The sequence below is a fragment of the Saccharopolyspora sp. NPDC050389 genome (assembly GCF_040655595.1).
GTDB lineage: Bacteria > Actinomycetota > Actinomycetes > Mycobacteriales > Pseudonocardiaceae > Saccharopolyspora.
The window spans coordinates 186,737-206,699 of record NZ_JBFAKG010000003.1; the positions used below are offsets into that span (position 1 = coordinate 186,737).

The window sequence follows — 19,963 nt, forward strand, 5'->3', positions numbered from 1 at the left end:
TCCGCACTCGCACCAGGTAGGTACTCATGGATCTTCGGCACATCGAGGCGTTCATCGCGGTGGCCGAGGAGCTGCACTTCGGCCGGGCCGCCGAACGCCTGCACACCACGCAGCCGCCGCTGAGCCGCCAGATCCGCCAGCTGGAGCGGTCGCTGGGCGCGTCGTTGCTGGCCCGCACCACGCGCCGGGTCACGCTCACCCCGGTCGGCGAGGCGTTCCTGCCCGCGGCTTACAAGGTCGTGAAGTCCGTCGAGGAGGCGGCCGCGGTGGCGGCGTCGGCGGCGCACGGCGAGATCGGGACCGTGCGCATCGGCGTCGGCGGCGTCGGGCCGCTGGCGTGCCTGCCGGGCCTCGTGAAGCGGCTCAACGCGGAGAAGCCCGGGATCGAGCTCGTCGTCGTCGGCCAGGTGTACTCGCAGGCGGGGTTCGACATGGTCGCCGACGGCAGCCTCGACCTCGCCTTCGTCCGGCTGCCCGCGGTCCGCGAGGGCGTGTCGACGCGGGTGGTGTTCGACGAGCGGCTCATCCTCGCGGTGGCGCCCGACCACCCGTTGGCCGGGGCCGAGTCCGCGGCGCTGGCCGACCTGGCCGAGGAGCGGTTCATCGCCTACCCGCCCGGCGGCGTGTCCAGCCTCCGCGACCTGATGGTGCACGCCTGCGTGGACGCCGGTTTCACGCCCCGGATCGTCCAGTACGGACCGGAGACGAGCACCATCATGGCGATGGTGGCCGCCGGGCTCGGGGTGACGCTGACCGTCACCTCGGTGATCGACGTGATCAGCAACGTCGCCTTCGTGCCGCTGGCCGGTCGGTCGTACAAGACGCAGGAAGCCATCGCGTGGAGCCAGGAGCACCTCTCCCCGGCGGCAGCGGCGGTTCTGGCGATCGCCGAGGAGGTGCTCCCGACTCCGTGACCGGCCGGAATTGATGCCGGCGGCGTATCAGTCCGCGACAAATCTTGTATTGGACGAAACAAAGTTCCGCCTGCGAGGCTTCTCCTCCAGTGGCAGCAGTCACATCGGCTGCCGACCTGTCCTGAACCGCCTCCGGGCGGAGAACCCCTGTGACGAACGGGGATTCCTCAGCGTGGAGGAGCGCACCTCTTGAGCACCGTGATTCCCCCGGCCGCGCCCCGCGCGGACGGCGACGAGCTCGTCGTCCCACCGGCCGACCTGCGCCGCGCGGCAGTCTCCTCGTGGCTCGGTTCCGCCTTGGAGTACATGGATTTCACGCTGTACACCCTGGCGGCGGCGCTGGTGTTCGGCCCGCTGTTCTTCCCCGATCAGTCCCCGGCGGTGGCGCTGATCGCGAGCTTCGGCGTCTACGGCTCGGGCTTCCTGATCCGCCCGGTGGGCGGGCTGTTCTTCGGCCGGGTCGGTGACCGGCACGGCCGCAAGGTCGTGCTCATCGCCACGCTGGCGATGATGGGGCTGGCCACCGCGGGCATCGGCCTGCTGCCGACCTACGCGCAGATCGGTGTCTGGGCGCCGCTGCTGCTGACCGTGCTGCGCCTGGTCCAGGGCTTCGGCGCGGGCGCCGAGCTCGCCGGTGCGTCGCTGCTGATGGTCGAGTCAGCCCCGAAGCACCGGCGCGGTTTCTTCGGTTCGGTCGTCGCGATGGGCACCAACTCCGGCATCTTCCTGGCGACGGTGCTGTGGTTGTCGCTGTCGCAGATGCCCAAGGCGGAGTTCATGAGCTGGGGCTGGCGGGTGCCGTTCCTGCTGAGCCTGATCACCACGTTCGTCGCGCTGTACTTGCGGACGTCGGTGAAGGAGTCGCCGGTGTTCGAGGAACTGCGCCGTCGCCGCGAGGCGCAGAAGCACGAGGCCAAGCGCGGCGGGGTGTGGCGGGACGTCGCGAAGGCGAAGAAGCCGTTCCTGCTGTCGCTGGCCATCCGGGTCTCCGAGAACGGCGCGGTCTACCTGGTCAAGGGCTTCCTGGTCGGCTACACGGCCTCGACCCTCGGCCTGGCGGGCAGCGTCGCGACGACCGGCGTGATGATCGGCACGGTGATCGGTTTCGCGACGGTGCCGCTGGTCGGCAAGCTCAGCGACCGGTACGGCCGCCGGCCGGTCTTCCTGGTGTTCGCGGTGTTCCAGCTGCTGTTCGCGGTGCCGGCGCTGCTGCTGATCCACACGGAGAACCCGGTGATCATCGCGATCGTGTTCGCGGTCTTCGTGGGCGGGCCGCTGCCGAACCTCTACGGCGTGGAATCCCCTTGGCTGGTCGAGATGTTCGGTGCCAAGCACCGCTACACGTTCATGTCGACGGTCAAGGAGATCGGCGCGGTCCTGTCGGGCGGCCTGGCGCCGATCCTCACGGCGGGAGTGATGGCGGCGACGGCACCGGCCTGGTGGCCGATCGCGGTGATCATGCTCGCCTACGCGGCGATCGGCGTCCTCGGAGCCTGGCTGGCCCCGGAGACGAAGGACCGCGACCTGGCCGCGGAAACCGACGCCTGCTGACCAGAACCCCACCAGACCGCTAAGAACCTCATCAGCCGTGAGCCGGTCGGGACGCGCGTCACAGCGCAGCCCGGCCGGCTCGTCCGCGTGAGCGGGATAATCGCCGGGTGGAAGTCGGGACGACACGGCTGGAAGAGTCGTTGGGCGAGTTCGCCGACCGCCTCGGCGAGGTGGTCGGCGAACTCGTCGACGAGATCATGCGGGCGGCTTACGAGCACATCCCTACGCTGGACGAGCCGTCCCGGCTACAACTGGATGAGTCGATGCGCCGCAGCGCCTCCGGCAACGTCCGCGCGGCGCTGGACGCACTCCGACACCGCAGGCACGGGCCGGTCGAGGCGCCCACCGATGCCCTCGACGAGGCGCGGGCCGCCGCGAGGATGGGTTTCCGGCTGCCGGATCTGCTTGCCATGTACCGGCTCGGCCAGCAGGTGTGCTTCGACAGGTGCCTGCAGATCGCGCCATCGATCTGCGCCGACCCCGCGCAGCGCACGGAGGCGTTGCGCATCGCGTCGCGGTTCATGTTCGCCCATACCGAAGGCGTCATCACCGACGTGGCGGCGGTATTCGAGCGCGAGCGGGAGCAGTACCTGCGCAGCCGCACGCAACGCAAGGTCCAGATGATCCGCGACGTTCTCGGCGGCAGCCACTTCGACGCGGGCGAGCTGGGCTATGACCTGCTCCGCACCCATGTCGGTGTGGTCGCCTCGGGGACAGGGGCGAATTCGGTGCTGCAGCGGCTGATCCGGCAGCTCGGAGTCCGCTCGCTGTCCGTGGCCGCCAGCGGCGACCTGCTGTGGGCCTGGTTGGCGACGGACGAGGTGTCCGTGCCGCCCGAACTCGATGTCCCCGGTGACGAGGTGCGAATCGGTATCGGGGACGCGCAGGCGGGCGCCGAGGGTTTCCGGGCCACGCATCGCCAGGCGCTCGCCGCGGCCAACGTCGCCTCCCGCTTCGGTTCCTTCGCGTGCCACTACGACGACGTCAGCGTCGAGGCCGTGGCGCTCGGCGACGAGCAGGCGGCGCGCCGGTTCGTCGAACGCGAACTCGGCTCGCTGGCCCGGGAGGGCGTCCGCAACAACACCTTGCGGGCGACCATCTACGCCTACCTGCGAAGCGCGCACAACGCGTCCTCGGCCGCGATTCGGCTCGGCATCAGCGACCGGACGGTCGCCTACCGGCTGAACACCTGCGAGGAACAGCTCGGCCGCCCGGTGAGCATCCGCGCGGCCGAACTCGAGACGGCCCTGCGTTGGGGCCGTGTCCTCGGCATGTTCGACCGGTAGCGCCGTTCTAGCGACTCAGCGCGGCCGCTACTTCCCCGGCCGCGCGTTCCCCCGCCTCGATCGCCCCGGAAATCCAACCCGCCCAGCGCGTCGCGGTTTCGCTGCCTGCCCAATGGATCGGCCCGACCGCGGGGCGCAGTGCCGCGCCGTGAGCGGACAGCAACCCGGGTGGTGTTGTCGCGATGGCACCGGAGATGTACGGCTCCACGGCCCAGTTTCGGGTGAGGAACTCGATCGGCTCCCCGGCACGCTCGCCGAAGTAGGCGGTCAGCGCGTTGAGCACGGCCGCGCGCAGGCGCTGCGGGTCGTCGAGCAGTTCGGGCTCGTTGCCGCCGAGCAACCGGGGTCCGTGCACGCCGAGCAGGCCGACCAGCACCCCGGCGGAACCGTCATCGGGCGAATCGTCGAGCACGATCGGGGCCGGTGGCAGGTCGGAGAGCACCGCGCCGCTGAGCCCTTCGTCGCGCCAAAATGGACGGTCGTAGATCGCGTGGAACTTCACGGCGGCGAACTGCTGCCAGTTGCGCTGCAACAGCTGGCGAGAGGTCGGCAGGTGCGGGCGGAACTCGATGTGCCGAGCGTCGGCCGGGCTCATCGCCACCACGACACGCGCGGCCGTGATCTCGTCGCCGTTCAGGCCGATCACCCGCACCCCGTCGCCGGAGTGCTCGATGGTCCGCACCGGCCAATCGCACCGGACGCGGTCACCGAGTCCGGCGGCGAGCGCATGCGCTATCGAGCCCGCACCGCCGCTGATGCGCTCGGCTTCGGACGACGCCATCGCCTCGAACCCGCCCACGCCGTTGAGGAACCACGCGGCGTACAGCAGCGACATCTGCGCGGGCGGCGCACCCAGGTTCAAGGTGAAGGTCTGCGTCAGCAGGTAGCGAACGTCCTCGTCGGCGACGTGCTCGCTCAGCCAGTGCTCCAGCGTGGTCGAATCGAGCTCCACGGCCCGTGCCGAGTCCCACGGGTTGCCGACTTCTACGTCGGCCGCGACGTCTTGGAGCGCACCGATGGCAGTCAGCAGTTCGATCGTCGCGTTCTCCGAGAGCGGCGGCAGGTCTCCCTCGTAGGTGTTCCGGCTGCCGTCGCGGTGCCAGATGTTGCCCGCGCCGGGATCACGCAGCGACGGGTTGGAATTCGTGCCGATGCCGAGTTCGGCCAGGAGTTCCCGCAGCGGGCCCATGTTCGTCCCCAACCATTGCCCGCCCTGATCGACGGTCACCTCTGCCGCGCGCGTCAGGAGCGTGCGGCCACCCACCTGCGGGCGCGCTTCGAGAACGGCGACCTCCGCTCCTGCCGCGACGAGCCGCCGTGCCACGACCAGGCCGGAAACTCCGCCGCCGATGACGACGGCGTCCACTGTGCTCATTCCGGTCCGCGTTGCGTTCATTCACCCTCCTGAAACCGATGTGTGCCAACGGAAACGCTAGGTGCGCGGCCGTCTCGGCCGCTTCGACGAATCCCGCAAGTTTCCGGGCGCGGATCATCGAAGTTCGTCAATGACGCCTCGCGGCCGGATGCGCCTTAGGGCCGGATGTGTCCTAAGGCGCTCGTAGCGTCCGGAGCATGACGAACGAACAGCACGACGTGCGCCCCTTCCGCATCGACATCCCGCAGGAGCAGCTCGACGATCTGCGGGCGAGGCTGGCCAACACCCGGTGGCCGGACGAGCTGCCCGGAGTCGGCTGGAGCCGCGGTGTTCCGGTCGGCTACCTCGAAGAACTCGTCGAGCACTGGCGCACCGAGTACGACTGGCGCGCCCACGAGGCGGAAATCAACGCGCACCCGCAGTTCGTCACCACCATCGACGGGCAGAACATCCACTTCCTGCACGTGCGCTCGCCGGAACCGGACGCCACGCCGCTGGTCCTGCTGCATGGCTGGCCGGGCGGTGTCGTGGACTTCCTCGACGTCATCGCGCCGCTGTCGGATCCCCGTTCGCACGGCGGGAATCCGGCCGACGCCTTCCACCTGGTGATCCCGTCGCTGCCCGGATTCGGGTTCTCCACGCCGCTGGCCGGGCCCGGGATGAGCGCGGCGAGGATGGCCGGGCTGCTGGTGCGGCTGATGTCCCGGCTCGGGTACGGCGGCTACGGCGTGCAGGGCTACGACACGGGCGCGTGGGTCGGCCCCGAGATGGGCAAGCAGGACCCGGAGCGCGTCGTCGGTGTCCACCTCAACGCCCTGCTCGCGTTGCCGGCCGGCATCGAGGGCGAGATGGACGGACTGACCGAGCTGGAGCAGCGGCGCTGGCAGGCGATGCAGGACTTCAACGACGGCTACCTGCAGTGCAATTCCAAGCGGCCGCAGACGGTCGGTTACGGCCTGCACGATTCGCCGGTCGGCCAGTTGGCCTGGATCGTGGAGAAGTTCAAGGAGCTCACCGACCCGCCGGAAGGACTGCCGGAGGACGGCATCGACCGCGACCGGATGCTCACCGACGTCTCGCTGTACTGGCTGACGGGAACGGCGGCATCGGCGGCGCAGGTCTACTACGAGGAAATCTCGGCCGCCGACTGGAGCGCGGAGCCGGCAGGCAGGGGAACGGTGCCGACGGGTGTGCTGGTCTCGAACCACGACGTGACGATCCGGCGCTGGGCGGAGCGCGATCACAACATCGTGCACTGGACGGAACTGGGGAAGGGCGGGCACTTCCTCGCGATGGAAGCGCCGGAAGCCCTGGTCGAAGACGTCCGAACGTTCTTCCGGAAGCTCCGCTGAATCCGGGACGTTCAGTCGGCGCCGATCTCGAGGTCGGCGACGACGCCGTAGTGATCGCTCGCCCAAACCTCCTCAACGGGCTCGTCGAAGGCGAGCTCGACGGAGCGCACGTGGCAGTGGGCGTTCGGATGCTGATGCCACGAGCCGATGAACACGTAGTCGATCCGCCGGCGGTGGTGGGGCTGGCGCACGGCCAGATCGATGACGGCGCGAGCGTTCGGGTTGTCGACCGTCCACGTGTGCCCTGGCGAGGTGCCGGCGACGGCCCAGGCGTCGTGGTAGTGGACGCTTCGTCCGCCGAGTGACTGCAGGCCGCTGAGGTAGCGGATGCTGGCGGCTTCGGGCGCGGCGTTGAAGTCGCCGGCGATGATCGTCGGGAGGGCGCAGCGGTGCCGGGCGTCGAGATCGGTGAGGGCGATCGCCTGCTGTTCGCGGACCTGCTCGGCGTCGAGACGCCATGCGGCGGTGGTGCCGATGAAGAGGAGCTCTCCCTCCGCGGGAGTGGGCACCGTGACGGCCAAGGTGCACCACGGCACGTCGGCCGCCCCGGCCAGCCGCATGTCGAGGACCTCGCGCACGGCGTGCGGCCAGCGGGTGGCGACGGCGCTCCCGCCGTAGCGGTCGATCCACGGCGGTTCGTACGACATGACATCGCTCTGGTGGGTGCCGTGCAGGCCCGTACCGGCGAGGAGCTCGTCGAGTTGCTTGCGCTCGGGCGTCTGCACGACCTCCTGGAACGCGACGAGGTCCGGGTCGAGGCGTCGCAGCTCGCGGTTGATCTGCTCGGTTCGTCGCGGGTCGCCCTGGATGTTCTGGACGTTGATGGTGAGCACCCGGAGCTCCATGCGTCGCGCTCGCTTCCCGGTCGGTAGTAGTCAACAGGTTGACGATTGGCAATGCTGGTCGACGGCTCCCGATTTTGTCAACGAGTTGACTACACTCGGCTCGTGTCGTCCTCCGAGTTGTCGTTGGCCGGAGCCCTCTCCCGGGCGTTCGCGGTCGTGTACGGCCTGGTAGCCGAGGGCCTGCGCGAGGACGGCTTCAGCGACCACTCGCCGGCGCAAGGTGTCAACGTCCTGCGCAACCTGGGCGAGGAGCCCCGGTCGGTCGGCCAGCTGGCCCGCATGACCGGCGTCTCGAAGCAGGCGATCAGCCGCCAGATCGCCGGACTGGAGCGCACCGGCTACGTCCGCACCGAACCCGATCCCGCCGACGGCCGCGGCCGCCTGGTCCACCTGACCGGCCGGGGGAGAGAAGAGCGAGAGGTGGCCCAGAAGAGGGTCGCTTTGCTTCGGGAGCGCCTGGAACAAGAGTTGGGTCCGGACGAGACCGAGACATTCCTCCGCGGCCTCGAAGTGATCATCGGCTGGGGCGACCGCGAAAAGACATCCAAGCCCGGTGGCCACTCCTGATGCGTCGCGAAGCACTGGCCATAGTGGACGGAAAGGTTTCTGTTCCAGACGTGCGCCAGTGCTGGGCCGTGCGTCTGATTGTTGAACCATTGCCGCCGCGGTGCTCGCTGCGGCATTCGTCCCGACGGGCGTAGCGCCGCGACACCCTCTGCGAGCAGCGGCGCGCCAGGTCGTCCGTCGGGCAATGAGCCGACGGACGCTTGACCTCGCTGAGTTCGCGCGCCGCCGGATCGTGGGGCCGGAGGGACTCGAACCCTCACTGGCTAGGACCTAAACCTAGTGCCTCTGCCAATTGGGCTACGGCCCCGCTCGGCACAGCCTATCGCGTTGGGTGATCTTGGCGGGCGGGGCGTTCCCGACCAGGGCTCCGGCGCCGAGGAGGTGTGCTCACGCGTCGGCGTCCAGCGAGATGCCGTTCTTGGCGCGGTTCAGCGACTCCTCGGGCGCGGGGCCGTCGGGGTTCTCGGTCGCCAGGGCCTGGTTGAGCGCGACGAACGGGCGCACCCGCCGCTCGTAGGCGGCGAAGGCGGCGGTGTGGTCGATGCCGGTCCGGCCCAGCTCCTCGGCGAGCACGTATGCGCCGACCAGGGCCAGGCTGGTGCCCTGCCCGGACAGCACCGAGGCGCAGTGGCCGGCGTCGCCGACCAGCGCTACCCGGCCGGTCGTCCACCGGTCCATGTGGATCTGGGACATCGCGTCGAAGTAGAAGTCCGGCGCCTCCGCCATCCCCGACAGCAGCTTCGGGACCTCCCAGCCGAGGCCGGCCAGCCGTTCGGCCATGAGCCGCTTCTGCTGTTCGGTGTCCCGGTAGTCGTAGGTCACCGGCTCGGACATGAAGCCGAGGGTGACCCGCAGCTCGGTGTTGTCGCGCACCGGATAGACGCCGCCACCGGCACCCGAAGCCTCGTCCCGGAACCACACCTGCCAGTTGTCCAGGCCCAGGAAGTTGGCCATCGGGAAGATCGCCAGGTACTGGCCGAGATGCGAGCTGAACTGCTGCTCCGGCCCGAAGGCGAGCCGGCGCACGGCGGAGTGCAGGCCGTCCGCGCCGATGACGACGTCGAAGGTGCGGAAGCCGCCGCGCTCGAACTCGACCTGGACGCCGCGCTCGTCCTGCCGCAGGGCGGTGATCGAGTCGCCGAAGACGTACTCGACCTTGTCTTTCGTTGCCTCGTGCAGCATCGCGGTGAGGTCCTCGCGCAGCAGTTCAACGTCCTCGTTGTCCAGTCGGCCGCTGCTGATCGTGTGCTCCTCGGACCGGAACAGCCGCGGACGTCGATCGCCTGGCCGCCCTTGCGCGGGCCGGGGTTTCGCTCCACCACCGTCACCGAGAAGCCCTTGCGCTGCAGCCAGTAGGCCAGGGCCGGGCCGGCGATGCTGGCTCCGGAGATCAGGACGTTCCGCATGGCTGCTCCACTGCTGAGACGATGTACGCGTTCGCGATTGCGTTGCAGAAGGTGTCAGTTATTCCGCAGAAGCGCCAAAACTGGCGTAGTACAGTCGGATATCTGTACTAGCACAGATGAGAGGTGTGCATGCCGACGGAACCGCGGTACCTGACCATCGCCGCCGAGCTCCGGCGCAGGATCGCGGAAGGCGAGCTGGTCCCCGGGGCCAAGGTGCCCTCCACCCGCAGGATCGCCGCCGAGTGGGGCGTTGCGGCGGCCACCGCGGCCAAGGCGCTGGACACCTTGAGTCGGGAGGGGCTGATCCGTGCTGAGCCCCGCTCGGGCAACGTGGTCGAGGGCTCCTCCGATCGCCCGGCGGCGACCAAGCCCGCCCGCCGGCCCGTGCCGCGCAGCCGACCAGAGGACCTCGCCCGCGGCCGGATCGTGCGAGCCGCCATCGAGATCGCCGACAACGAGGGACTGTCCGTTCTGTCGATGCGCGGCGTCGCGGCCCGGCTCGGGGTCGCGCCGATGTCGCCGTATCGCCACGTGGCCGGCAAGGAGCAGCTGGTCATGCTGATGGCGGACGCCGCGTTCGGCGAGCGCGGCTACCCGGCCCAACCGCCGGCCGGCTGGCGCGCTCGCCTGGAGCTCGGCGCGCGCACCCTGTGGGCGCTGCACCGGCGGCATCCGTGGCTGGCCCAGCTGGCCCCGATCACCCGGCCGCTGCCGCTGCCCAACCTGATGGTGCACGCGGAGTGGGTGCTCGCCGCACTGGACGGCCTCAGCCTCGGCGCGGCCGCCATGTGCGACCTGCACGTGCTGCTGTTCAGCCACGTGCACGGCATCGCGGTCCACCTGGAACGCGAACAGCAGGCGCTCGGCGCGTCCGGGTTGTCCGAGGACGAGTGGATGGACAATCAGATGCCGAGCATGGAGGCGATCATCGGCACGGGTCGCTACCCGACATTCGCCAAGGTGTTCACCACGCTGTCCACCGAGGGCTATGACCTGATCCTGGACGACCTGTTCGAGCTGGGCCTGCGCTCGCTGCTCGACGGCCTGGCCCTGCGGATCCGCAATTCGGACGCCGCGGGCGAACTCGGTTGAGCCGCCGCTCTGGAGACGCGCCGCACGGTGATCACTGCGCCGCGCCGCCCGGTGATGGGCCGGTGAGCAGGCGCTGAACGATTTCGCCCAGCCAGGCGACCAGCGTGTCGTGGTCGGCGGAGGCCAGCGGTTCCTGCCGTATCGAGTACCTGGCCAACGCCAGCCCGAGCAGCTGGGCGCCCACCAGGTCGCCCCGCAGCGCCGCATCCGGCGCGTCCAGCGCCGCGACCAGCTGCGCGGTGAACTCCTGGTCGATGTATTCCCGCAGCATGGCGGCCGAGGTGTCGGCGCCGTCCGCGGAACGCGCCGTGATCAGCAGTGGTTCGACGCGCTCCGTCGCGTCCCACACTTCGAGGAACCGCCGGACCAGCCGGGCGCCTAGCCCGTCCAGCCCCTCGGCGAGCAGCTCGGCGATCGGATCGCGCGGGCTGTCGGCCATGGTCATGGTCGCGGCGAAAAGCTGGTCCTTGCGCCCGAAGAAGTAGTGGATCATCGAGGGGTCCACGTCGGCGTCCGCGGCGATGGACCGGACGGTCGCGCGCTGGTAGCCGTTGGCGGCGAAGCTCGCCCTGGCGGCGGCCAGGATCCTGCGCTTGCTCTCCTGCCCGGTCCGCCATCGACCCTGGCGGTTCGGCCTCGCCCCGGGATCGGGGCCGTCCACGATGCTCATCACGACTCAGCTTAGTCGTGCCGGATTTTTCTCCAACGACTGTTGAAGTATTCGGCGGCGCCCTGCTACGTTTTCTTCATCAGTGTTGAAGAAAAGGGGCGCGAATGTTGGAGACCAAGAGTCGTTCCACCACCGCGTGCGTCGTCGGAGGCGGCCCGGCCGGCGCCGTGCTGGCGCTGTTGCTGGCCCGCGCCGGGGTCGAGGTGACCCTGCTGGAGCGGCATGGCGACTTCCTGCGCGACTTCCGCGGTGACACCGTCCACCCGGCGACGCTCGACGTGCTGGATCAGTTGGCGCTGGCCGAGAAACTGCACGCCCGGCCGCATCGCAAGATCGGCTCGATGGGCATGATCCGGGCCGGCAAGCGCCGGGAACTGGCCGACTTTCGGCGGCTGAACGTCAAGTTCCCGCACATCACGATGATCGGCCAGTGGGACTTCCTCGACTTCATCACCGGTGAAGCGGCGCGGTACCCCAACTTCCGGCTGCTGATGAACGCGTCATTCCGCGACGTCGTGCGGGTGGACGGCCGGGTGTGCGGCATCCGCTACCGCGAAGGAGACGAGGAGCACGAGATCCGGGCCGACCTGGTGATCGGCGCCGATGGGCGGCGGTCGACCACCCGCGTCGCGGTCGGTCTGCGTCCGCGTGCCATGGGCGTTCCCATCGACGTCGTGCTGTTCCGCCTCTCCCGGCGCGACGACGATCCGCCGGAGGGCATCACCCTCCGGCTCGACGGCGGTGACATCCTCGGACTGATCGACCGCGGTTCCTATTGGCAGTCGTTCGTGGAGATCCCGAAGGGCGACGGCATCCGGGCGTTGCGCGCGGCGGGTATCGAGGCGTTCCGGAACAAGGTCGCGCGGCTCGCCCCGTTCGTCGCCGACCGGGTCGGTGAGATCGAGTCCATCGACGCGCTCGGCTTCCTCGACGTGCGGGTAGACCGGCTGCGCCGTTGGCACGTGCCGGGCATGCTGATCATCGGCGATGCCGCGCACTGCATGTCGCCCGTCGGCGGTGTTGGGGTGAACCTCGCCGTGCAGGACGCTGTCGCCGCGGCCAACACCCTCGTCGAGCCGTTGCTCCGCTGCCAACGCGCGGGGATCCCGGTGCCCCGGTCGTCCCTTGCGGCGGTCCAGCGGCGCAGAACGATGCCGACGGCCACGATGCAGCTGCTGCAACGCGCCGCGCTGCGGGTCGACCTCAACGGCGCGACGGCCGGGACCGGCAGCGCCGAAGATGGCGCCGGGGCCGGCGCCGGGTTGATCGGCAAGCTCATGGGTCGGGTGATCGCCTACGGCATCCGGCCTGAACGCGTGCGAAACGAACGAATCCTGGCTGCGGCCGGCGGCGGGGGAGCCAGGTGAAGCGGGCGCACGCCGACATCCCGGTGCTCATCGTGGGCGCCACCGTCGCGGGACTGTCCGCGGCCGCGTTCCTCGGGCGGCACGGCGTACCCGCCCTCGTGATCGACCCGCTACCCAGGCGGCCGCCCGGGCCTCGAAACCACCGGCTCACCACCCGCACCATGGAGGCGTTGCACGGCGCCGGATTGGCCGGGCCGGTGCTCGCCATCGCGCAGGACGAGTCGGCGCCCCGCGCCATGGTCGCGGTGGAAACCCTTGCCGGTCCGGTGCTGTCCGTGCTGTCGCCGCCGTGGCCGACCGTGCCGGAATCGGTCAGCCCGATTCGGCCGTGCTACTGCAACGACGGTGAGTTGTCCGGCGTGCTGCGTTCGGCCGCCGAAAAGCTCGGTGCCGAGATCCGGATGAGCACGACCTTCGTCCGGCACTCCAAAGACGCCGAAGGGATCACCGCGGTGCTGCGCGATTCGGCGGGCGCCGAACGCGCCGTGCGAAGCGACTTCCTGCTGCTCGCGAATGGATCGCCGGACGAGTCCAGCGCCAACACCGGCGTCGGGGCGCACGGCCCCGGCGTGCTCGGCCACCGGACGAGCATCGCGTTTCGCGCCGACCTCGACGCGGTGTCGCCGTCAGCGGGCGGCTACCTGGTCCGCGCGGTGGGCGGCATGGTGTTGCCGGAGCCAGGGCGGCATCGCTGGGCGCTCGTCCTCTCCCACGAGCCGGAACGGCTTGCCGATCTGACCGACGAGCGCTGCGTCGAGCTGGTTCACGCCGCGATCGGACGATCCGATGTGGACGTCACGATCAGTGGCCGCACTTCGTTCGACATCACCGCGCGCACCGCCGATCGGTTCAACGACGGCCGGTTGGCCTTGCTCGGCGACGCCGCTTGTGCCGCGCCACCGATGCCGGGCATGAATGGCAACACGCACATCCAAGAAGCGCACAATGTCTCCTGGAAGATCGCCGCGATCCTGCGGGGCGCGGCCGGCCTCGGCCTGCTGGACAGCTACGACGCGGAGCGGCGGCCGCGCGCTGAAGCGTCGATCGACGACGCGATGTCGCTGATGTCGGCACCGGCCGACTCCGAGGTTCCCGACCGGCTGACCCGCGAGTTGGGATTCCGGTACCACTCGACGGCCGTGCTCGCCGAATCCGACGGCAGCGCGCTGTTCGAGGATCCGCTGGCGCCAACCGGCCGGCCGGGCACCCGTGCCGCGCACGTGCGACTCGCCACCGGCGAGTCCACATTGGACCTGTTCGGCCACGGGTTCGTCATGCTGGCCGGGCCGAGCGCCGTGCCATCGCTGCCTCCCACCCCGCCGAGCGTCGGTGGCCGCCCCATCGAAATCCGGGAGCTGCCGGGCGAATCTCTTCGCCGGTACGGAATCTCGGCTAACGGGTTGGTGCTGGTCCGGCCGGATGGGGTCGTCGCATGGCGGGCCGAACGGGCCGGCCGCGAGTCCTGGCAACTCTTGCCGGGCGTGCTGGACCGGTTGCACGGCCGCCATCGGGACGTGCGCTGACGACCTGCCTGGCAAGGCCTGAACGACAGAACAATTCGACGACAGGAGTGGACGTCATGCGAGTACTCGTCGCGGGAGCCGGCCTGGGCGGACTGTGCCTGGCACAAGGATTGCGGCAAGCGGGAATCGACGTCGCCGTGTTCGAGAAGGACGCGTCGCCCCGTTCCCGGACGCAGGGGCATCGCATCCACATCGACCACCGCGGTGATGACGCGCTGCGCACGTGCCTTCCGGCGCCGCTGTACCGGCTCTACCTGGACACGCGTGGGCAGCCGAACGAGCGGTTCCAGGTGCTGTCCGCCGCCGAGCACCGGCTGCGCGAGGTGCCGATACCGGGACCGGCCGCACCGGCGATCATCAACCCCGGTTCGGCCGTCAGCAGGCTGACGCTGCGCGAGATCCTCCTCGCTGGCATGGACGAGGTCGTCCACTTCGGCAGGGCGGTCGATCGGTTCGAAAGCGGTGACCGGGTGCGGGTGCATTTCCGCGACGGCGGCAGCGACACCGGCGACCTGCTGGTCGGCGCGGACGGCATCGGCTCGGCCGTGCGCCGCCAGTACCTGCCCGATGCCGAACCGCGAGACACCGGCGTTCGGTGGATCGGCGGGAAGTCTCCGATCACATCGGAGAGCAGCGCGACGCTGCCACCCGGGCTCGGCGGCTCGTTCGCTGCGGTCACGGGCAGCGATCCGGCGATGGCGATCGGGTACCTGCGGTTCGCGAACGATCCGCAGGAGAGCGCCGACCGGCTGTGGCCGGGGTTGCGCCTGACCGACCGGGCGGACTTCCTGATGTGGGCGATCACCATCGCCGCCGCCCAGCTGCCGGACGGCGACGCCACGCTGTCCGCCACGGATCCGGCAACGTTGCACCAGCGCGCGGTCGAGCTGACCAGGCGCTCGCATCCCGGCCTGCGCGCGATCGTCGAACAAGGATGGCCGGAGCACACCTTTTTCCTCCGCATGGCCACATCGGTTCCGCTCGCCGCGTGGCGGCCGAGCAACGTGACCCTGCTCGGCGACGCGATTCACGCCATGCCACCGGCCAAGGGGTCCGGCGCCAACACCGCGCTGGCAGACGCAGGCACGTTGACCCGGTGCCTGCTCTCGGCGCGGAACCAGGGGACACCGCTGGTGACGGCCGTCGGCGATTACGAGAAGGAGATGACCGACCGGGGTTTCGACGCTGTCCGGGCTTCGACGGAGGTGCTGGAGTCGTTCGGGCGAGAGCTCATCAACGGCGTGCCGGAACCCCGGTAGAACACCCTGCCTGACCTGCGACCGCCGGGTGAGGCGGTTTTGCGACGCTCGCACCGCGGACGTCCGCAACGTGGTCGCCATCCGCTCGGCCCGGGGGTGATCTTGGCGGGATGGGCGTTCCCGACCGGGGCTGCGGGCGCGACACGCGAACCGCTGGTGCGTGGCCGGTTCGGCGGTGCTCTACGGTGTCAAGCAGCCAGGTGAACGTGAGGAGGACACGTGGCCCGTGATCCAGACGCCATCGAGCGCGACATCGAGCAGGCGCGTGAAGCGCTGGCCAGCACGCTGGACCAACTGAGCGTCAAGGCGAACCCGAAGCGCTTCGTCGAGTACGGCAAGTCCAGCCTGCAGGAGAAGCTCAGCGATCCGAGGGTGCGCTACGTGCTGATCGGCGTCGGTGCTCTCGTCACCGTTGCGGTTGTGCGCAAGCTGTTCCGCTGAGACCCGTGAGTCTTTTGGGCTGCCATGGCAGCCCAAAAGACTCACGGCTTTTGTCGTACCGCGTCGCCTAGGTGGACTTCGCCGGGTTCGGTGACGCGCATGATCACGCCGAACTTGTTGTCGTGGCGGTCGATCAGGTGGGTTTGCAGCTCCCGCCAGCGTTCGCGGCCGTCGGGGTCCCAGCTGGGAACCGCGCAGCGGATGCACGGCCCGGCGTGATCCCCGGTGACCGCCAGCACCACGTCGCCCACTGCGAGCGCCGTGCCGGGCTCCCAGGTTTCCTCGGCGAAGGCCGGCAGGTCGGCGGTCACGTGGATGTTCGTGCGGAACCGGCGGAGATCGACGTCGGCGCCCAGTTCGTCGGAGAGTCCCGCGCGGGAGGCTTCGAAGGTCACGAGCACGGTGGGCCCGCGGTCCTGCTGCCCGTCGGCGGCGCGCAGGCTGAGCGGGATGTTCAGCGAGCCGGCGAGAGCGTCGGAGAGCTTTGGATCCGTCCAGGACCAGTCCGCGCCGTCGGGACCGCGCAGGGTCGGCGGTTCGGTCGGGTCGGCGGTGTCGCCGTAGCTCGCCGACCAGCTGAGCATGACCGCGTTCTGCCGGACCGTCAGCACCTTGCCGGACCGCTTGTCGCGCTCGTCGAGCAGCGCGTAGGCGCGATCACCGGCCATGCCGCGGTCGTCGAATCGGGCCGCCTCGACGCGCTCACCGCGCAGCGACTTCACCGGCCAGCGATTGAGCTCCGTCACCGATCCCCGCGCCACGCAGACCTCCATTCACCGCGTGAACCCACCCTAGCGCGTGGCTTTCGCGCTCGGGCTCACGTGAACCGAGGATCACCGCCGCGGCGCGGAGCTGTGGAGCAGCGGTAGCAGGGCTTCGTGCAGGAGCCGGTCGACGAAACCGGTGTCGAGCGGCTCATCGGTGAGCATCAGGCGGTAGATCAGGCCGGCGCCGGCGAGTTCGACGACCGTGTCGATCGGCGAGTCGGCGCGGATCTCGCCGCGCTGCACGCCGCGCTCGATGATGCGGCGCAGCATGTCGCGCTGCGGCAGCAGGAAGGACTCGCGGAACGCCGCGGCCAGTTCGGGCTCGTGCGGGAGCTCGCCGACCAACGCCTGCGCCGCCTTGCCGACCGGGCCGGTCAGGAACGACGCGAAGTTGCGGAGGAACTCGCCGAGGTCGGCCTCGGTGGTGCCCTGGTCGGGTTCCGGGATGCTGCGCCGCACCAGCTGGGTGCAGGTGTCGATGACCAGGTCGAGCTTGGAGTCCCAGCGGCGGTAGATGGTGGCCTTGCCGGCCCGCGCGTGCGCGGCGACGGCGTCCATGGTCAACGCCCGGTAGCCGACGTCGGCCAGCACCTCCATCGCGGCTTGGCGTAGCGCGGCGTCGCGGGTGGCGTCGCGCGGGCGCCCCCGGCCGCTGGCCGACCGGTTCGTTTCGACGCTGGCCAACGCTGCTTCCTCCTCGCGTGCACTGCTCGCCGCCTTCACACCGGACATCCTAAGGTCCGCGCCGCTTTCGTCCACTGTGCACGCAATCGGGAAGTCGTGCGCGGTCATCGGGCACCGCGCGCGTGGCCCGTCGCGGCGGCCACGGCGCTGCGGGTCGCCTCGTCGGACAGGCCATGCCTGGCCTGCAGGTATGCGCTGGTGAAGGCGAAGCCGTCGCCGTCGAGCAGGTGGATCACGACGCGACCCGCTCTGCTGGGCGCGAGCTGCTCGATGAACTGGTCGGCCTGATCTCGGGCCGCGATCAGGCCCGGTGCGCGGGCCGTGCGGCGGCCGGTGCCGGCCGTGACGGTGACCAGCCAGTCGTCGCCGTCCGGCACGTAGTCGGCGGTGATGTGTCCGCTTGCCATGAATGCCTCCGCCTCCGGCGTGCTCGGGCGTTCGTCTGACGTCGCGGACCGGCGAGGGCTGCGTCGATCGGTGTCGGTCGGCGCTGGGCAGCCGCTTGCAGGCCGGTCGCGCGTGGCCGTCGACTTTACGGGTTGCCCCGGCCGAGGTCTTCAGGACGGTCGATGTCGAAGCCTTCCGACACGTCGTCGCAGGACACCAGCGCGACTTCGCGGCCCTTGAGGTAGCCGCGGGCGCCGGCGTCGCCGGTGGCGGCGGCACGGGCTCCGGCCCAGTGGTCGCGGCCGAACAGCACGGGGTGGGTGCGCGCGCCGTCGTGCGCGGCGGCGGCCAGGGCGCTCGGGCTCGCGAGTGCCGAGACGCGCCGCACGGCTTCCGGGCTGATGCCAGGCATGTCGACCGGCAGCACGAGGGCGGCGTCGGCATCGGTCGGGGCGAGCGCGTCGAGCGCGGTGCGCAGCGACGAGCCCATGCCGGTGGCCCAGTCCGGGTTGAACACGACCGTCGCGCCGGTCAGCGCGGCTCGCTCGCGGACCTGGTCCGCGGCGGCGCCGAGGACGACGACGACCGGCGCGCAGCCGCCCGCGGCGAGGACTCGCACGGCCCGGTCGACCAGCAGCGTTCCGCGGTACTCCACCAGCGCCTTCGGCATTCCGAAGCGGCGACCGGCGCCGGCGGCCAACACGACTCCCGCAACTCCCACGCCCGCACCGTACCCATCCCGATGAGAGCGGTGGAGGGAGCCTTTCGCGAAAGGCTCCCTCCACCTGTTTCCTGGTCGGGTGGCAGCTACTCGACCAGGGCTTCGATGCCCTCCACGCCGAAGTAGAGGGCGAAGACGATCGCCAGGACGCCGACGAGCCAGCCGATCTCGCGCGCCTTGCCGCGGGCGATCTTGATGACCGCGAACGCGACCAGGCCCGCGCCGATGCCGTTGGTGATCATGTAGGTGAACGGGATCACCGCGATGGTCAGGAACGCCGGGATCACGTAGTCCGGGTCGTCCCAGGGGACGTGGCGGACCTGGGCCATCATCAGCGCGCCGACGATCACCAGCGCGGGCGCGGCGGCCTGCGCGGGCACCACCGCGGCCAGCGGCGTGAACAGCAGCGCCCCGCAGAACAGCAGGCCGGTCACCACGCTGGCCAGGCCGGTGCGCGCGCCTTCGGCGACGCCCGTGGCCGACTCCAGGAACACCGTGTTCGGCGACGATCCGGTCAGCCCGCCCGCCGCGGCGGCGATGCCGTCCACGGCCAGGATCCGGCCCATGCCCTCGACCTTGCCGTCCTTCACCAGCCCGGCCTCCGAGGAGACGCTGGTGATGGTGCCCATCGCGTCGAAGAACCCGGACAGCACGAGGGTGAACAGGAAGACGGTGGCCGCGATGCCGCCGGCCGCGGCGAACCCGCCGAAGAGGTCGACGTCGCCGAACAGGCTGAAGTCGGGGCTGCCGACGACGTGGTCGGGCAGTTCGGGCACGATCGTGCCCCACTGCTTCGGGTCGATGCCGAAGGCCGCGTTCGCCGCGATCGCCAGCACCGTGCTGACCGCGATGCCGATGAGGATCGCGCCGGGCACCCGCCGCGCCAGCAGCACCAGCATGATCAGCAGGCTCACGCAGAAGATCGCGATCGGCACGCCGATCAGGTGCCCCTCGGTGCCCTGGCCCATCTGGACCGGCACCGTGGTGCTGGCCGCGTCCGGCTTGCGGGTCACGAATCCGGCGCTGACCAGGCCGATCAACGCGATGTAGAGGCCGATGCCGACGGTGAGCGCGGTCTTCAGCGGGGCCGGGATGGAGTTGATGATCTTCTCCCGGACGCCGCTGACGGCCAGGACGACGATCACGATGCCCTCGAGCACCACCAGCCCGAAGGCCTGCGCCCAGGTCATGGAGGGCGCGATGGTGAAGGCGACGACGGCGTTGACGCCGAGCCCGGAGGCCAGGGCCAGCGGCGCGTTGCCGACCAAGCCCATCACGATGGTCATCACGCCCGCGGTGGCCGCGGTGGCCGTCGTCAGCTGCTCGGGCGTGAGCATTGCGCCGGTCGCGTCCGCGGACGAGCCGAGGATCAGCGGGTTGAGCATCACGATGTAGGCCATCGCGACGAAGGTGGTCAGGCCGCCGCGCAGCTCGCGGGAGATGGTGGAACCGCGGGTGGTGATGCGGAAGAAGCGGTCTAAGCCGGAGACGCCGGAGTCGGCGGATCTTTCCGGTTGCACTTGCTGGGTCATGAGTCCTCCCATGCCGGTGGGCGCCCCCGCGCGGCACCTGGATTCGGTGCCGCCCGGACTTCTTTCCGGCGTTTCCGGGCAGGGGAGGGCCCGGCGGGAATCCGCCGAAATCGGTGTGGGGCGTTTGATCGATTGGTCTTCGCTGTCCCGCAATGGTTATCGGGGACGGCGGGCGGGCCCAGTTCCGGCGCAACAGCGGGGAACTGTCGGTGCGGCCCGTCCAC

19 protein-coding genes and 1 tRNA gene are annotated in these 19,963 nt (G+C 70.2%); 10 read left to right on the forward strand and 10 right to left on the reverse strand.

Features of this window, described 5'->3' with window-relative positions:
- The first annotated feature begins 26 nt into the window (after positions 1-26).
- The 3 genes from AB0I53_RS03150 to AB0I53_RS03160 all read left to right on the forward strand — a co-directional run bounded on the left by AB0I53_RS03150 (position 27) and on the right by AB0I53_RS03160 (position 3,751).
- A complete protein-coding gene (locus AB0I53_RS03150; protein WP_358595580.1) occupies positions 27-914 on the forward strand; it encodes a LysR family transcriptional regulator in 888 nt (295 codons plus the stop codon).
- A gap of 198 nt (positions 915-1,112) precedes the next feature.
- Entirely contained in the window at positions 1,113-2,465 is a 1,353-nt protein-coding gene (locus tag AB0I53_RS03155) for an MFS transporter (protein ID WP_358595691.1), read from the forward strand.
- A gap of 107 nt (positions 2,466-2,572) precedes the next feature.
- A complete protein-coding gene (locus AB0I53_RS03160; RefSeq protein ID WP_358595583.1) occupies positions 2,573-3,751 on the forward strand; it encodes a helix-turn-helix domain-containing protein in 1,179 nt (392 codons plus the stop codon).
- A gap of 7 nt (positions 3,752-3,758) precedes the next feature.
- Here AB0I53_RS03160 and AB0I53_RS03165 read toward each other — a convergent pair whose 3' ends face one another.
- Complete coding sequence (locus AB0I53_RS03165) at positions 3,759-5,147, reverse strand: FAD-dependent oxidoreductase (RefSeq protein WP_358595586.1); 1,389 nt, start codon at positions 5,145-5,147, stop codon at positions 3,759-3,761.
- Positions 5,148-5,323: 176 nt separating this feature from the next.
- Here AB0I53_RS03165 and AB0I53_RS03170 point away from each other — a divergent pair, with 176 nt between their 5' ends.
- Positions 5,324-6,478 carry an epoxide hydrolase family protein gene (locus tag AB0I53_RS03170; RefSeq protein ID WP_358595589.1) on the forward strand — a complete coding sequence of 385 codons (1,155 nt, stop codon included), beginning with the start codon at positions 5,324-5,326 and terminating at the stop codon, positions 6,476-6,478.
- A gap of 11 nt (positions 6,479-6,489) precedes the next feature.
- Here AB0I53_RS03170 and AB0I53_RS03175 read toward each other — a convergent pair whose 3' ends face one another.
- Complete coding sequence (locus AB0I53_RS03175) at positions 6,490-7,311, reverse strand: endonuclease/exonuclease/phosphatase family protein (protein ID WP_358595591.1); 822 nt, start codon at positions 7,309-7,311, stop codon at positions 6,490-6,492.
- A 114-nt stretch (positions 7,312-7,425) separates the two neighbouring features.
- Between AB0I53_RS03175 and AB0I53_RS03180 the strand changes: the two genes are divergently transcribed.
- Entirely contained in the window at positions 7,426-7,890 is a 465-nt protein-coding gene (locus AB0I53_RS03180; RefSeq protein ID WP_358595593.1) for a MarR family transcriptional regulator, read from the forward strand.
- Between the two features lie 233 nt (positions 7,891-8,123).
- Here the strand turns inward: AB0I53_RS03180 and AB0I53_RS03185 are convergent.
- Both AB0I53_RS03185 and AB0I53_RS03190 read right to left on the reverse strand, forming a co-directional pair.
- Positions 8,124-8,197, reverse strand: a tRNA-Leu gene (locus AB0I53_RS03185).
- Positions 8,198-8,277: 80 nt separating this feature from the next.
- A complete protein-coding gene (locus AB0I53_RS03190; RefSeq protein WP_358595596.1) occupies positions 8,278-9,072 on the reverse strand; it encodes an FAD-dependent monooxygenase in 795 nt (264 codons plus the stop codon).
- A 353-nt stretch (positions 9,073-9,425) separates the two neighbouring features.
- Here AB0I53_RS03190 and AB0I53_RS03195 point away from each other — a divergent pair, with 353 nt between their 5' ends.
- Positions 9,426-10,388 carry a GntR family transcriptional regulator gene (locus tag AB0I53_RS03195; protein ID WP_358595599.1) on the forward strand — a complete coding sequence of 321 codons (963 nt, stop codon included), beginning with the start codon at positions 9,426-9,428 and terminating at the stop codon, positions 10,386-10,388.
- A 31-nt stretch (positions 10,389-10,419) separates the two neighbouring features.
- Here the strand turns inward: AB0I53_RS03195 and AB0I53_RS03200 are convergent, their stop codons facing one another.
- Positions 10,420-11,058, reverse strand: a complete 639-nt coding sequence (locus AB0I53_RS03200) for a TetR family transcriptional regulator (protein WP_358595602.1) — start codon at positions 11,056-11,058, stop codon at positions 10,420-10,422.
- Positions 11,059-11,162: 104 nt separating this feature from the next.
- Between AB0I53_RS03200 and AB0I53_RS03205 the strand changes: the two genes are divergently transcribed.
- The 4 genes from AB0I53_RS03205 to AB0I53_RS03220 all read left to right on the forward strand — a co-directional run bounded on the left by AB0I53_RS03205 (position 11,163) and on the right by AB0I53_RS03220 (position 15,648).
- A complete protein-coding gene (locus AB0I53_RS03205; protein ID WP_358595605.1) occupies positions 11,163-12,425 on the forward strand; it encodes an FAD-dependent oxidoreductase in 1,263 nt (420 codons plus the stop codon).
- The gene (locus AB0I53_RS03210) at positions 12,422-13,948 is read left to right on the forward strand and encodes an FAD-dependent monooxygenase (protein ID WP_358595608.1); all 1,527 of its coding nucleotides are present in this window, start codon (positions 12,422-12,424) and stop codon (positions 13,946-13,948) included. Before AB0I53_RS03205 ends, AB0I53_RS03210 begins: the two co-directional genes overlap by 4 nt.
- A 56-nt stretch (positions 13,949-14,004) precedes the next feature.
- Positions 14,005-15,207: an FAD-dependent monooxygenase gene (locus AB0I53_RS03215; RefSeq protein WP_358595611.1), complete on the forward strand. Its 1,203-nt coding sequence runs from the start codon at positions 14,005-14,007 to the stop codon at positions 15,205-15,207.
- Positions 15,208-15,426: 219 nt separating this feature from the next.
- Complete coding sequence (locus AB0I53_RS03220) at positions 15,427-15,648, forward strand: DUF3618 domain-containing protein (RefSeq protein ID WP_132482584.1); 222 nt, start codon at positions 15,427-15,429, stop codon at positions 15,646-15,648.
- A gap of 41 nt (positions 15,649-15,689) precedes the next feature.
- Here the strand turns inward: AB0I53_RS03220 and AB0I53_RS03225 are convergent, their stop codons facing one another.
- The 5 genes from AB0I53_RS03225 to AB0I53_RS03245 all read right to left on the reverse strand — a co-directional run bounded on the left by AB0I53_RS03225 (position 15,690) and on the right by AB0I53_RS03245 (position 19,739).
- Entirely contained in the window at positions 15,690-16,394 is a 705-nt protein-coding gene (locus tag AB0I53_RS03225; protein ID WP_358595614.1) for an MOSC N-terminal beta barrel domain-containing protein, read from the reverse strand.
- An 87-nt stretch (positions 16,395-16,481) separates the two neighbouring features.
- Positions 16,482-17,147, reverse strand: a complete 666-nt coding sequence (locus AB0I53_RS03230) for a TetR/AcrR family transcriptional regulator (protein ID WP_358595616.1) — start codon at positions 17,145-17,147, stop codon at positions 16,482-16,484.
- 56 nt (positions 17,148-17,203) lie between these two features.
- Positions 17,204-17,506, reverse strand: coding sequence for a hypothetical protein (locus tag AB0I53_RS03235; RefSeq protein ID WP_358595618.1), 303 nt, complete (start codon positions 17,504-17,506; stop codon positions 17,204-17,206).
- 125 nt (positions 17,507-17,631) lie between these two features.
- On the reverse strand, positions 17,632-18,207 hold the full coding sequence (locus AB0I53_RS03240) for a nucleotidyltransferase family protein (protein WP_358595621.1): 576 nt from the start codon (positions 18,205-18,207) through the stop codon (positions 17,632-17,634).
- 86 nt (positions 18,208-18,293) lie between these two features.
- Complete coding sequence (locus tag AB0I53_RS03245; RefSeq protein ID WP_358595623.1) at positions 18,294-19,739, reverse strand: NCS2 family permease; 1,446 nt, start codon at positions 19,737-19,739, stop codon at positions 18,294-18,296.
- Positions 19,740-19,963: the final 224 nt, after the last annotated feature.